This window comes from Variovorax sp. Varisp41, assembly GCF_047325085.1.
Lineage (GTDB): Bacteria > Pseudomonadota > Gammaproteobacteria > Burkholderiales > Burkholderiaceae_C > Variovorax.
This window is the reverse complement of the sequence record NZ_CP168540.1, coordinates 6,468,382-6,481,622: the sequence shown is the minus strand read 5'-3', so window position 1 is coordinate 6,481,622 and position 13,241 is coordinate 6,468,382. Positions and strand designations below refer to the sequence as shown.

Below are 13,241 nucleotides of genomic sequence, written 5' to 3'. Positions count from 1 at the left end.
CCCTTGCCGGCTCGCGGCGTCGATCGTATTGCTCATGGAGATCGAGCGTGAACCCCATCGTTCGCCGGCACCTGGCCGGCCCCTTTCCCTTTCGCTGTCGAACAGCTGACGCGCTGCCCCGGCGCGCCCTCGCATTCGCCAGTGCCCTGTTTCTGGCCGGCTGCGCCAGCCTCTCGCCCGACGGCGGCACGGCCGACGTGCAGGCCCTGCTCGCGGGCAATCCCCTGATGGCGGGCCAGCCGGCCCAGCGCATGCCCGACGAGGCTTCGCGCAAAAGCGTCGATGCGCTGCTCGCCAGGCCGCTCGACGCCGAGGCCGCCGTGCGCATCGCGCTGGTCAACGGCCCGCGCGTGCAGGACGCCTTCGCCACCCTGCAACTGAGCGACGCCGACCGCGTGCAGGCCGCGAGCCTGCCGAACCCGGTGCTCTCGTTCAGCCGGCTGGCGCAGGGTCGCGAGCGCGAATTCGAGCGCATGCTGAGCTTCAACGTGATCGGCCTGGTCACGCTGCCATGGCAGGCGCGCTGGGCCGGCCAGCGCCACGAGGCCGCCAAGCTGCAGGCCGCGCAGAGCGTGCTGCTGCTGGCCGCCGACACGCGCCGCGCCTGGGTGCGCGCGGTGGCGGCGCAGCAGAGCGTGGCCTACCTGCGCGATGCCAGGGAGGCGGCCGAGGCCGGCGCCGAGCTCGCGCACCGCATGGCCCAGGTCGGCAACTGGAGCGCGCTGCAACGCACGCGCGAACAGCTGCTGCTGGCCGATGCCGCGGCGCAGCTCGCGCGCGCCGAGCAGGCCGCCGTGGCCTCGCGCGAGCAGCTCACGCGGCTGCTGGGCCTGGCGGGCGAACGCACCGCCTACACCCTGCCCGACCGCCTGCCGCCGCTGCCCCAGGCCGCGCCCGAGCTCGGCGACGTGCAGGCGCGCGCGCTGCGCGACCGGCTCGACGTGCGCTCGGCGCAGGCGCAGAACACGGCCGTGGCCGGCTCGCTCGGCCTCACGCACGCCACCAGCGTGATCAACGCGATGGAGCTGGGCGTGGTGCGCAACACCACCTTCGACAACGACGCCGACCGCACGCAGAAAACCAAGCGAGGCTTCGAGATCGACCTGCCCATTCCGATCTTCGACTGGGGCCAGTCGCGCAACGGCCGTGCCGAGGCGCAGTACCTGCAGTCGGCCGCCCGCGTGCGCGACGTGGGGGTGCTCGCCGCGAGCGAGGCGCGCGAGGCGTGGCAGGGCTGGAACACCGCCTACGGCATCGCCCGCCGTTACCGCGACGAGGTACTGCCGCTGCGCAAGAAGGTCAACGAAGAGATGGTCCTTCGCTACAACGGCATGCTCGCCAGCGTCTGGGAACTGCTCGGCGAAACCCGCGCCAGCATGCTCGCGGTGAACGCGGGCATCGAGGCGCAGCGCGATTTCTGGCTGGCGGACACCGATCTGCAGCTGGTGCTCACGGGCAGCTCGCCCGGCGGCATGACGGCGCTGCAGACCGCGGCCGCCACGGACGCCCCCGCGGCGGGAGGCCACTGAAATGAACCGTCGAAACTTCTTCGCTGGCGCGGCAACCGCCGTCGCCGCCACCACCGTCAGCCGCGTGTCGATGGCCGCGCTGCCCGAACCCGTCTCGCAGGGCTCCACCGCCACCGCGCCGCCGCTGGTGCCACCGAACGGCCGGCCCTACAACCCCGTCGTCACGCTCAACGGCTGGACCCTGCCCTGGCGCATGAACGCCGGCGTCAAGGAATTCCACCTCGTCGCCGAGCCCGTGGTGCGCGAGATGGCACCGGGCTTCAAGGTCAACATGTGGGGCTACAACGGCCAGTCGCCCGGCCCGACCATCGAGGTGGTGGAAGGCGACAGGGTCCGCATCTTCGTGACCAACCGGCTGCCCGAGCACACCACGGTGCACTGGCACGGCCAGCGCCTGCCCAACGGCATGGACGGCGTGGGCGGCATCACGCAGCCGCACATTCCGCCAGGCAAGACCTTCGTCTACGAGTTCACGGCGCGCCGGCCCGGCACCTTCATGTACCACCCGCATGCCGACGAGATGGTGCAGATGGCCATGGGGATGATGGGTTTCTGGGTCACGCACCCGAAGGCCGATCACCCGCTGATCGAGAAGGTCGATCGCGACTTCTGCTTCCTGCTCGGCAGCTTCGACGTGGAGCCCGGCAGCGCCACGCCCAAGGTCAACACCATGACCGACTTCAACATCTGGAGCTTCAACAGCCGCGTGTTCCCGGCCATCGACACGCTCAACGTGCGCCGCGGAGATCGCGTGCGCATCCGCGCGGGCAACCTCACGATGACCAACCACCCGATCCACATCCACGGCCACGAGTTCGAGGTGACCGGCACCGACGGCGGGCCCGTGCCGCGCACCGCGCGCTGGCCCGAGGTGTCGGTCGACGTGGCGGTGGGCCAGATGCGGCAGATGGAGTTCATCGCCGACGAGGAAGGCGACTGGGCGCTGCACTGCCACAAGGCGCACCACACCATGGGGCCGATGGGCCACGAGGTGCCGACCATGATCGGCGTGGACCACAAGGGCGTGGCCGAGAAGATCAGGAAGCTGGTGCCCGACTACATGGTGATGGGCGACAAGGGCATGGCCGACATGGGCGAGATGGAGATGCCCATTCCCGACAACACGGTGCCGATGATGACCGGCACCGGCCCCTTCGGTTCGGCCGAGATGGGCGGCATGTTCACGCTGCTCAAGGTGCGCCGTGATCAGAAGCCCGGCGACTACCGCGACCCGGGCTGGTTCAAGCATCCGCCGGGCACGGTCGCGCGCGAAGTGCCCGACGCCAACGTGCCGCCGGCCCCGCGCGCGAAGGCACCGGCGCCATCGGCCGCCGAGCCCGATGCCAGCGTGCGCAAGCCCTCGGGCCATGGCGCGCACCAGCACTGAATCCGCTCATCCTCTTTCATTTTTTGGAGTTCCATCCATGAACAAGACACTCGCACTGGTTGCCGCCGGCCTCGCGCTCGCGGCCTTCGCCACCACCGCGCCGGCGCACGAGAACCACGTCGCCAAGCCCAAGGGCGCGGCCGAACTCGCGCCCGAGCAGAAGCCCTGGGGCATCGTCGGCAAGCCCGGCGCCGTGAAGCGCACCATCGACATCGCGATGGCCGACGACATGACGTTCACGCCCTCGGTGATCGAGGTGCGCGAAGGCGACACGCTGCGCCTGCGCCTGAAGAACAAAGGCAAGGATCTGCACGAGCTCGTGCTCGGCACCACGGCCGAAATCGAGGCCCACGCGGCCATGATGAAGAAATTCCCCGGCATGGAGCACGACGAGCCCTGGATGGCGCACGTGCTGCCGGGCCGGACCGGCGAGCTGGTCTGGACCTTCAACCGCGCCGGCGACTTCGACTTCGCCTGCCTGGTGAAGGACCACTACGAACTCGGCATGGCCGGCCGCGTGCGCGTGCTGCCCGCCGCCGGCAAATCCTGACAACCCAAAGGAGCTCCCATGCAAAGAAGACGACTGATGCTGGCCCTGGCGTCCACCGCCGCCCTGCCGTTCGCGGCGCGCGCCGCGGCGCCGATGGTCGAGATCTGGAAGGACCCGAACTGCGGCTGCTGCCAGGACTGGGTCAAGCACCTCAACAGGAACGGCTTCGCCACGCGCGTGCACGACGAAGGCAACGCGGCCGCGCGCAAGCGCCTGGGCCTGCCCGAGAAGCTGGGCTCGTGCCACACGGGCCAGGTCGGCGGCTACGCCATCGAGGGCCATGTGCCCGCGCGCGAGATCCAGCGCCTGCTCAAGGAGAAGCCCAGGGCCGTGGGCCTCGCCGTGCCCGGCATGCCGGTCGGCTCGCCGGGCATGGACGGTCCGGCCTATGGCGACCAGCGCGATCCCTACGACGTGCTGCTGGTGCTGGCCGATGGCGGCACGCGCGTGTTCCAGAGCTATCGATGAATCCTCCGATCCCCTTGCAAGAAAGACCGACCGCCATGAAGAAGCTGTTCACCGCCCTGTGCGCCACCCTGTTCGCCGCTGTTGCCTTCGCGCAGGCGGCCCTGCCGCCCGTCGAGGGCGAGGTCCGCAAGATCGACACCGAGGCGAACAAGATCACCTTGCGCCACGGCGACATCCCCAACCTCGAGATGACCGGCATGACCATGGTCTTCCGCGTGAAGGACCCGGCGCTGCTCACGCAGGTGAAGCCCGGCGACAAGGTGCGGTTCACGGCCGACAAGGTCGATGGGGCGCTCACGGTGTTGTCGATCGCACCTGCGAACTGAGGGCCTTCGGGCTTCGGGCACGCCTGCCTAAAATGATGCTTTGATCCACTTTCGGGAGATCGAATTGGGAAGCTCCGATCTGCAGCAGGCTCTTTCTTCGCTGAGCATGGCGGAACGCATCGAGCTGGCCGAAGAACTGTGGGACAGCGTGGCGCGCGATGCCGAATCGCAAAGGCTGAGCGCGCGCGAACAGGAAGAGGTCGCACGCCGCCGCGCGGAACATCGCGCCGACCCGCAGGCGGTCGTGCCCTGGGACCAGGTCAAGGCATCGCTGAAGCTCTGACCTTGCTGGACATCGTTTTTCGGGAAAGCGCCCTGCGTCAGTTGCAGGACGCGCAGGGCTGGTACGAAATGCAGCGCGCCGGTCTGGGCGCGGAGTTCGCGCGCAGCGTCGAGGCCGTGGTGCACCGGATCGCGCGACAGCCCGAAGGCGCGCCGCTGGTCTGGGAAGACGTTCGCCGGGCCCACCTGCGGCGCTTCCCCTATTCCGTCTTTTATCTCGTCGAGTTCGATCGTGTGGTCGTGCTGAGCTGCATGCATCAGCGCCGCGACCCCACGGGCTGGCCCTCTTCGTCCGACTGACGGCGAACCGCGCTACGCCCCGAAGCGCCTCGGATCGAACGCCGCCAGCGCGATCTCCGGCGCCAGCCCCGCCATCGCCTGCGCCGCCAGCCGCCCGGTGCGCGCCGAGCCGCACAGCCCCACGTGCCCATGGCCGAAGGCCAGCACCACGTCGGCGCTGCCGGCGGCGGGGCCGATGCAGGGCAGGCCGTCGGGCAGGCTCGGGCGATGGCCGAGCCAGCGCTGCACCTCGGCCCCTTCGGGCGGCGCGTCGGCGAGCGCGGGAAACATCGAGCGCAGGTGCGCGTGCAGGATCTCGGCGCGGCGCCAGTCGGGCGCGGCCTCGAGCCCCGCGATCTCGACCTGGCCAGCGGCGCGCAGGCCGCCGTTCATCCAGTGCGCGATGAGCTTGCCGTCGGCCACCATCACCGGCGTGCGCGGGCCCACCGCGGCCTTCGGCAGCACGACGTGGTAGCCGCGCTCCGATTCCAGCGGCACCGGCGAGCCGGCCGCGGCGGCCAGGGCGCCCGAGCGCGCGCCGGCGCAGACCGCGGCGGTGTCGCAGGCGATCTCGCCGGCTTCTGTGCGCACGGCGCGCAGTCGCCCGCCCTCGATGCGGAAACCGGTGGCGCGTGCCGCCACGCGTTCGGCGCCGAGCGCACGCGCATGCGCGGCCAGCGCCGCCACGTAGGCGCCCGGGTCGCGGCAGTGGCCGGCCTCGCCGACGTGGATGCCCAGCGTGTAGCGCGCATCGAGGTCGGGCTCCTGCCTTCGCAGCTCGTCGGTGCCCCATTCGCTCCATTGCACGCCGGTGCGCGCACGCACGCGCCAGGCCAGCGCATCGCCCTCGAACTCGGCGCGCGAGCGGTAGGCATGCAGCAGGCCGCGCTGCTCGATCAGTTGCGACACGCCGGCCTCGGCCGCCAGCCGCGCATGCAGCGCGGGCGCGTCGACCAGCAAGGTGCGCAGCGCGTCGGCGATGCGCTGCACGCGCGCCTCGGTGGCGCCCGAGGCCAGGTAGCGCAGCAGCCAGGGCAGCGCGCGCGGCAGGTAGGGCCAGCGCACCGCCAGCGGGCCGAGCGGATCGGCCAGCCAGCCCGGCACCTTGCGCCAGGCACCGGGCAGCGCGGGCGGCACCACCGAATGCGAGGAGAGCCAGCCCGCGTTGCCGTAGCTGGTGGCCTGCGGCGCGCCGGGCTCGCCCGGCTCGACCACGGTGACGCGCAGGCCCGCGCGCAAGGCCTCGATGGCGGTGGCGCTGCCGACCGCGCCCGCGCCGATCACCACCGCATGGCGCCGCGCGCCGGACTGGAAACCACTTCTTTCAACTGTCATGGCGCCCATCGTAGGGGCCGCGCGGCATGGTTCCATAATCGGCCGCCATGTCAGCCACGCCTTCCCACGCTTCCCCCTCCTCTTCCGACGGTGCCATCACCGACGTCGCCGGCATCGAGGTCGGCCACTTCTCCGACACCCGCCGGCCCACCGGCTGCACCGTGATCATCGCGCGCGAAGGCGCGGTGGCCGGCGTCGACGTGCGCGGCGCCGCGCCCGGCCCCCGCGAGACCGACCTGCTCGCGCCCGGCAACCTGGTGCAGCAGGTGCACGCCGTGATGCTCGCGGGCGGCAGCGCCTGGGGCCTGGCCGCGGCCGAGGGCGCGATGCGCTGGCTCGAGGAGCGCGGCGTGGGCATGGACGTGCGCTTCGGCACCCTGCCGATCGTGCCCGCCGCGGTGCTGTTCGACCTGCCGATGGGCGATGCCCGCATCCGGCCCGATGCCGCGGCCGGCTATGCCGCCTGCGAGGCCGCGGGCCGCGACGCGCCGGCCGAGGGCAACGTGGGCGCCGGCACCGGCGCGCTGGTGGGCAAGCTGTTCGGCGTGCAGCGCGCCATGAAGGGCGGCATCGGCACCGCCTCGGTCACGGTCGGCGGCGTCACGGTCGGCGCGCTGATCGCGGTCAATTCGCTCGGCGACGTGATCGATCCCGACACCGCGCTGCCCGTGGCCGGCGCGCGCACCGAGGACGGCCGCGCGCTGCTCGACACGCGCCGCGCCCTGCTGCGCGGCGACCTGCCCAAGCCGCTGCTGGCCGGCACCAACACCACCATCGGCGTGATCGCCACCGACGCGGTGCTGACCAAGGTGCAGGCCAACCGGCTCGCGACCGTGGCGCACGACGGCCTGGCGCGCGCCATCAACCCCGTGCACACCATGAGCGACGGCGACACCCTGTTCGCGCTCGCCACCGGCCGCGTGCCGTTGGCGGCCGACGGCCCGGGCATGACGGTGCTCAGCACCATGGCGGCCGAGGTCGCAGCGCGCGCCACCCTGCGCGCGGTGCTGGCGGCGCGCTCGGTGACGGTCGGCGAGCTGCACATCCCCTCGGCCGCCGAGCTCGGCACCGCGCCGCGCTGACCCCACGAGCGAGACACCATGGCCTTCCCGAGAACCCTCAAGCTGATCCTGCTGTCGATCCGCGACCTGGTCGCCTCCGCCGGCCCGATCCTGTTCCTCGTGATCGGCCTGTTGATCGCCGCCTACTGGTGGCTGCAGCCGCAGCCGCCCAAGCAGGTCACGCTGGCCACCGGCCCCACGGGCAGTGCCTACGCGCAGTTCGGCAAGCGCTACGCCGAGGCGCTGAAGACGAGCGGCATCGAGGTCGTGCTCAAGCCGACCTCGGGCTCGTCGGAGAACCTCGAGCTGCTGCGCAAGGGCGAGGCCGACGTGGGCTTCGTGCGTGGCGGCAGCGCCGACCCGGTGGCCGACGACGAAGCCGGGCTCAGTTCGCTCGGCAGCCTGTTCTTCGAGCCGGTCTGGCTGTTCTATCGGCCCGACGCGATCACGCGCGCGCCCGACAGCGTGATCGCGCAGCAGGCGGCGGAGGCCGAGAAGGCGAAGAAGGCGGCCCAGGCCGCCGCCAAGGGCCGCCACGGCGCCGCACGCAAGAAGGCCGCGGCACCGCAACCCGTCGTGCCCCCCGCCCCGATCCCGCTGACCTCGCTGACCCAGTTGCGCGGCCTGCGCGTCAACGTCGACATGCCCGGCAGCGGCCTGCCCGAACTCATGGGCCGGCTGCTCGAGGCCAACCGGCTCGCGCCCGATGCGCTGCTGCTGTCGAACCTCGAGCAGTCCGCTGCCGCCAAGGCGCTGCAGGCCGGGCTGCTCGATGCGATCGTGCTGTCGTCGGCACCGCAGTCGCCGCAGGTGCAGCGGCTGCTGCGCGCGAACGACATCCGGCTCATGGACTTCGTGCAGGCCGATGCGTACACGCGGCGCTTCCCCTTCCTCTCGGCCGTGACCCTGCCGCGCGGCGTGGTCGACCTGTCGAAGGACCTGCCGGCCGGCGACGTGTCGCTGCTCGCGGCCACCACTTCGCTGCTGTCGCGCGAGGACACCCATCCCGCGCTGCGCCAGCTGTTCGCGCAGGCCGCGCAGCACCTGCACGGCGGCGCTGGCTGGTTCAACCGGCCGCGCGACTTCCCGAACACCCGCACCAGCGAACTGCCGGTGAGCCCCGAGGGCGACCGCGCCATCAACGGCACGCCGCCGTTCTGGCAGCGCTACCTGCCGTTCTGGGCCAGCAACCTGATCGAGCGCATGTGGCTGGTGCTCGGCGGCCTGCTGGTGCTGATGCTGCCGCTGAGCCGCGTGGTGCCGCCGCTCTACCAGTTCCGCGTGCGCCGCCGCGTGTTCCGCTGGTATGCGCGGCTGCGCGACATCGAGGGCAAGGTCGACGGCCAGCGCGGCGATCCGGCCGAGCTCACGAAGGAGCTCGACGAGCTCGACCGCGTGGTGAACCGCGTGGCGGTGCCGCTGTCGTACGCCGACGAGCTCTATGCGCTGCGCAACAACATCTATGCGGTGCGCAAGCGGGCGCTGGCGCGCGGCGCCGGTGCGCCGGCCGGCCCCGAGATGCCACCGCCGCCTTCGCCTTCCGCACCGCGCTGACCGGCAAACGGCGCCAGCGGGCGCCGTTGCCTTTGCCCCAAGACCCACCGTGCCCACCCTGATCGACTTCGCCGACCCGCGCACCGATGGCGCGCAACGGCTGCGCCTGGCTTTCGGCGCCCCTTCCCGCACGCTCGTGGCGCGCAGCCCGGCCGAGGTGCGGTCCGTGCTCGCGCAGGCCGAGGCGCTGGCGCGCGCGGGCCACTGGTGCGTGGGCTACTTGCGCTACGAGGCGGCCGCGGCCTTCGATGCCGCGTTCGAGACGCATGCGGGCGATGGCGGGCCACTGGCCTGGTTCGGCGTGCACGACCTGGCCCTGCCCTGGCCCGAGAAGGCCCCGCCCGCCAGCCCGCCGATCGCCTGGCGCGACAGCCTCTCGCGCGCCGAGTTCGACCGGCAGATGCAGGCCATCCACGCGGCGATCGCCGCCGGCGGCCTCTACCAGATCAACCACACGGCGCCGCTGCTCGGCGAATACGCCGGCGACCCGCTGGCCCTGTTCGCCGCGCTGCGCCGCAACCAGCCCGCGGGCTACGCGGCCTTCATCGACAGCGGCGACGAGCAGGTGCTGTCGCTGTCGCCCGAGCTGTTCTTCGACTGGCAGGGCGAGCGCATCCTCGCGCGCCCGATGAAGGGCACCGCGCCGCGCGGCGCCACGCCGGCCGAGGACGAGGCCCAGGCGCAGCGGCTGCGCAGCGTGCCGAAGGAACGGGCCGAGAACGTGATGATCGTGGACCTGCTGCGCAACGACCTGTCGCGCATCGCGCAACCGTTCTCGGTGCGCGTGCCGCGGCTGTTCCACACCGAGGCGCTGCCCACCGTGTGGCAGATGACCTCGGACGTGGAAGCCACGGTGCGCCCCGGCACCTCGCTGGTCGACGTGTTCGACGCGCTGTTCCCCTGCGGCTCGGTCACGGGCGCGCCCAAGGTGGCGGCGATGCGGCTGATCCGCGCGCTCGAGCAGGCGCCGCGCGGCGTGTACTGCGGCGCGGTCGGCGTGCTGCGGCCGGGCGGGCATGCGACCTTCAACGTGCCGATCCGCACCGTGACCCTGCGCGGCGGCCAGGCGCGCTGCGGCATCGGCAGCGGCATCACGGCCGATGCCACGGCCGACGCCGAATGGGCCGAGTGGGGCCACAAGCGGGCCTTCCTGGGCGCGGCCGCGGTCGCCGAGGCACCCGGCTTCGAACTGCTCGAAACGCTGGCGCTGGTCGACGGCACGCTGCGCGACGCGCCGCTGCACGTCGAACGCATGGCCGGCGCGGCCGCGCACTTCGGCTTCGCCTGGGATGCCGCACGCGTCGAGGCAGCGCTGCAATCGCTGCGCGACGCACATGCCGAAGGCACCTGGCGCGTGCGCCTGCTGCTCGATGCGCGGGGCCAGCCACGCGCCGAAGCGCATGAAATGGGCGCTGCGCCCCACCGCGTGAAGCTGCAGCTGGCCGACCGCCCCTTCGACGAGGCGCACGGCGAGTTCACGCGCTTCAAGACCACGCGCCGCGCGCACTACGAGGCCTTCGCGCCGATCCTGCCCGAGGCCTTCGACACGCTGCTGTGGAACCCCGAGGGCGAGCTCACCGAATGCACGCGCGGCAACATCGCGCTGCGCCTGGACGACGGCCTCTGGGTCACGCCGCCGCTGCGCTGCGGCCTGCTGCCCGGCATCGGGCGCGCGCGGCGGCTGGCCGAGGGTTCGCTGGTCGAGGCGACGGTGCGGCGCGACCAGCTCTCGCGCGTGACCGCGCTGGCCTTCGTCAACAGCCTGCGCGGCTGGATCGAGGCCGAACTCCTGCCCTGAACGGATTTCTTCCAGATACCGCTTGACTTAGAGCGCGCTCCAACTTTGAGAATTCTCCCCATGGAAAGCAACCTGAGCATCGCGGAAGTGGCACGGCGCACCGGCCTCACGGCCCACACGCTGCGCTACTACGAACGCATCGGCCTGATCGCCGCCGTGTCGCGCGCACCGGGCGGCCAGCGCCGCTATGCCGCCGCCGACATGGAATGGCTTGCTTTCCTGTTGCGCCTGCGCGAGACCGGCATGCCCATCCAGGGCATGCAGGCCTTCGCCGGGCTTCGCAGTCAGGGGGACGCGAGCATCGGCGAACGCCGCGCGATGCTCGAATCGCATCTCGCCGAGGTTCGCTCGAAGGTGGAGGCGCTGCAGCAATCGATGCAGGCGCTGGCGCACAAGATCGAGCACTACCGCGGGATCGAGGCCCGGCGTCCCTCTTCATCGGGCAAGGCCCCGGCTTCAACGAAGAGGAAGAAACATGCAGCACCCCATCCATCCGACGACGACCAGCCAGCCGACCGGCGAGCGCTACGCGCGCGGTCTCGCGAAACTGCAGCAGATCGACGGTGAGGGCGGCATCAAGGTCGTCGAAGGCCTGGCCGACATCGCACCCGACTTCGCGCGCCTGCTGATCGAGTTCCCGTTCGGCGACGTCTATTCGCGCCCCGGCCTGGACCTGCGCTCGCGCGAGATCGCGGTGGTGGCCGCGCTCACCGCCATGGGCAATGCCGCGCCGCAGCTCAAGGTGCACATCCAGGGCGCGCTCAACGTCGGCGTGACGCGCGAGGAAGTGATCGAGGTGATCATGCAGATGGCGGTCTACGCGGGCTTTCCGGCCGCGCTCAACGGCCTGGGCGCCGCCCGCGAGGTGTTCGCGGCCGACGATGAAAAAAGCGCGCGGCCCCTTGCGGAACCGCGCGCCCTGGTCGAGCCGGCCTGAGGGCCGGCGCGGGCCTTACTTGAGGGCCTTGAAGCGCACGCGCTTGGGCTTGGCGCCTTCCTCGCCCAGGCGCTTCTTCTTGTCGGCTTCGTACTCCTGGTAGTTGCCGTCGAAGAACACCCATTGCGAATCGCCTTCGGCGGCCAGGATGTGGGTGGCGATGCGGTCGAGGAACCAGCGGTCATGGCTGATCACCAGCACGGTGCCCGCGTACTCGAGCAGCGCATCCTCGAGCGCGCGCAGCGTTTCCACGTCCAGGTCGTTCGAGGGTTCGTCCAGCAGCAGCACGTTGCCGCCCTGGATCAGCGTCTTGGCCAGGTGCAGCCGGCCGCGTTCGCCGCCCGACAGGTTGCCGACCTTCTTCTGCTGGTCCTGGCCGTTGAAGTTGAAACGGCCCGCGTAGGCGCGGCTGGCCATCTGGAACTTGCCGACGTTGATGATGTCCAGGCCGTTCGAGATGTCTTCCCACACGGTCTTGTCGTTGGCCAGCGCGTCGCGCGACTGGTCGACGAAGGCCATCTTCACGGTCTGGCCGATCACGACCTCGCCGCTGTCGGGCTGTTCCTTGCCGGCGATCAGCTTGAACAGCGTGGACTTGCCGGCGCCGTTCGGGCCGATGATGCCGACGATGGCACCCGCGGGAATGTTGAAGTTCAGCTTGTCGATCAGCAGGCGGTCGCCGAAGCTCTTGCTCACGTCCTTGAACTCGATCACCTGGCTGCCCAGGCGCTCGGCGACGGGAATGAAGATCTCCTGCGTTTCGTTGCGCTTCTGGTATTCGACGTCGCTCAGCTCCTCGAAGCGGGCCAGGCGCGACTTGCTCTTGGCCTGGCGTGCCTTCGGGTTCTGGCGCGACCATTCCAGTTCCTTCTTCAGGGCCTTGGCGTGGGCTTCCTCGCTCTTCTGCTCCTGCGCCAGGCGCTCGCCCTTCTGCTCGAGCCAGGTGCTGTAGTTACCCTTCCACGGGATGCCGCGGCCGCGGTCCAGTTCGAGGATCCACTCGGCGGCGTTGTCGAGGAAGTAGCGGTCGTGGGTGATGGCCACCACGGTGCCCGTGAAGCGCTGCAGGAACACCTCGAGCCATTCCACCGATTCGGCGTCCAGGTGGTTGGTGGGTTCGTCGAGCAGCAGCATGTCGGGCTTGGACAGGAGCAGCTTGCACAGCGCCACGCGGCGCTTCTCGCCGCCCGACAGCAGGCCGATCTTGGCGTCCCAGGCCGGCAGGCGCAGCGCGTCGGCCGCGATCTCGATCTGGTGCTCGGAATCGGTGCCCGCGGCGGCGATCACCGCCTCAAGCTCGCCCTGCTCGGCCGCCAGCGCGTCGAAATCGGCGCCTTCCTCGGCATAGGCGGCATAGATCTCCTCGAGGCGCGCCTTGGCGGCGTTGACCTCGCCCATGGCCTCCTCGACGGCCTGGCGCACGGTGTGCTCGGGATCGAGCTTGGGCTCCTGCTCGAGGTAGCCGATCGACAGGCCGGGCATGGGCATCGCCTCGCCCTCGATCTCCTTGTCGACGCCGGCCATGATCTTGAGCAGCGAGGACTTGCCCGAGCCGTTCAGGCCGAGCACGCCGATCTTGGCGCCGGGAAAGAAGGACAACGAGATGTCTTTCAAGATCTGCCGCTTGGGCGGCACGGTCTTGGAGACTCTGTTCATGGTGTAGACGTACTGGGCCATCTTCTGTGTTGGACTGCTGATTGCTGAGGTGGCGAAAGCCGGAACAAGCCGAAATCCC

General features: G+C 71.0%; 14 protein-coding genes. 12 read left to right on the top strand and 2 right to left on the bottom strand.

Annotation, left to right across the window (positions count from 1 at the left end):
* Positions 1 to 47: 47 nt before the first annotated feature.
* The 7 genes from ACEN9J_RS30000 to ACEN9J_RS29970 all read left to right on the top strand — a co-directional run bounded on the left by ACEN9J_RS30000 (position 48) and on the right by ACEN9J_RS29970 (position 4,842).
* Positions 48 to 1,529, top strand: coding sequence for a TolC family protein (locus ACEN9J_RS30000; RefSeq protein ID WP_413762815.1), 1,482 nt, complete (start codon positions 48 to 50; stop codon positions 1,527 to 1,529).
* A 1-nt stretch (position 1,530) separates the two neighbouring features.
* A complete protein-coding gene (locus ACEN9J_RS29995; RefSeq protein ID WP_261214485.1) occupies positions 1,531 to 2,916 on the top strand; it encodes a multicopper oxidase family protein in 1,386 nt (461 codons plus the stop codon).
* Between the two features lie 37 nt (positions 2,917 to 2,953).
* Positions 2,954 to 3,466 carry a plastocyanin/azurin family copper-binding protein gene (locus tag ACEN9J_RS29990; RefSeq protein ID WP_413762814.1) on the top strand — a complete coding sequence of 171 codons (513 nt, stop codon included), beginning with the start codon at positions 2,954 to 2,956 and terminating at the stop codon, positions 3,464 to 3,466.
* A gap of 18 nt (positions 3,467 to 3,484) precedes the next feature.
* Positions 3,485 to 3,934, top strand: coding sequence for a DUF411 domain-containing protein (locus ACEN9J_RS29985; protein WP_057597374.1), 450 nt, complete (start codon positions 3,485 to 3,487; stop codon positions 3,932 to 3,934).
* A gap of 35 nt (positions 3,935 to 3,969) precedes the next feature.
* Entirely contained in the window at positions 3,970 to 4,260 is a 291-nt protein-coding gene (locus ACEN9J_RS29980; protein ID WP_057597373.1) for a copper-binding protein, read from the top strand.
* Between the two features lie 106 nt (positions 4,261 to 4,366).
* Complete coding sequence (locus ACEN9J_RS29975) at positions 4,367 to 4,543, top strand: addiction module protein (RefSeq protein WP_172705553.1); 177 nt, start codon at positions 4,367 to 4,369, stop codon at positions 4,541 to 4,543.
* A 2-nt stretch (positions 4,544 to 4,545) separates the two neighbouring features.
* Positions 4,546 to 4,842: a type II toxin-antitoxin system RelE/ParE family toxin gene (locus ACEN9J_RS29970; RefSeq protein ID WP_057597372.1), complete on the top strand. Its 297-nt coding sequence runs from the start codon at positions 4,546 to 4,548 to the stop codon at positions 4,840 to 4,842.
* Between the two features lie 12 nt (positions 4,843 to 4,854).
* Here ACEN9J_RS29970 and ACEN9J_RS29965 read toward each other — a convergent pair whose 3' ends face one another.
* Positions 4,855 to 6,156: an NAD(P)/FAD-dependent oxidoreductase gene (locus tag ACEN9J_RS29965; RefSeq protein ID WP_413762813.1), complete on the bottom strand. Its 1,302-nt coding sequence runs from the start codon at positions 6,154 to 6,156 to the stop codon at positions 4,855 to 4,857.
* A gap of 47 nt (positions 6,157 to 6,203) precedes the next feature.
* Between ACEN9J_RS29965 and ACEN9J_RS29960 the strand changes: the two genes are divergently transcribed.
* Genes ACEN9J_RS29960 through ACEN9J_RS29940 form a run of 5 tightly spaced genes read left to right on the top strand, consistent with a single transcriptional unit; the run spans position 6,204 to position 11,506 of the window.
* Positions 6,204 to 7,238, top strand: coding sequence for a P1 family peptidase (locus tag ACEN9J_RS29960; protein WP_413762812.1), 1,035 nt, complete (start codon positions 6,204 to 6,206; stop codon positions 7,236 to 7,238).
* A gap of 18 nt (positions 7,239 to 7,256) precedes the next feature.
* On the top strand, positions 7,257 to 8,771 hold the full coding sequence (locus tag ACEN9J_RS29955; RefSeq protein ID WP_413762811.1) for a TAXI family TRAP transporter solute-binding subunit: 1,515 nt from the start codon (positions 7,257 to 7,259) through the stop codon (positions 8,769 to 8,771).
* Between the two features lie 49 nt (positions 8,772 to 8,820).
* Positions 8,821 to 10,569 (top strand): aminodeoxychorismate synthase component I, encoded by a 1,749-nt coding sequence (gene pabB / locus ACEN9J_RS29950; RefSeq protein WP_413762810.1) that lies wholly within the window; start codon positions 8,821 to 8,823, stop codon positions 10,567 to 10,569.
* A gap of 60 nt (positions 10,570 to 10,629) precedes the next feature.
* The gene (locus ACEN9J_RS29945; RefSeq protein WP_413762809.1) at positions 10,630 to 11,136 is read left to right on the top strand and encodes a MerR family transcriptional regulator; all 507 of its coding nucleotides are present in this window, start codon (positions 10,630 to 10,632) and stop codon (positions 11,134 to 11,136) included.
* Positions 11,045 to 11,506, top strand: a complete 462-nt coding sequence (locus tag ACEN9J_RS29940; protein ID WP_057597367.1) for a carboxymuconolactone decarboxylase family protein — start codon at positions 11,045 to 11,047, stop codon at positions 11,504 to 11,506. The genes ACEN9J_RS29945 and ACEN9J_RS29940 overlap by 92 nt, the downstream gene beginning before the upstream one ends.
* Positions 11,507 to 11,521: 15 nt before the next feature.
* Here ACEN9J_RS29940 and ettA read toward each other — a convergent pair whose 3' ends face one another.
* Positions 11,522 to 13,183, bottom strand: coding sequence for an energy-dependent translational throttle protein EttA (gene ettA / locus ACEN9J_RS29935; protein ID WP_057597366.1), 1,662 nt, complete (start codon positions 13,181 to 13,183; stop codon positions 11,522 to 11,524).
* Between the last annotated feature and the right edge of the window lie 58 nt (positions 13,184 to 13,241).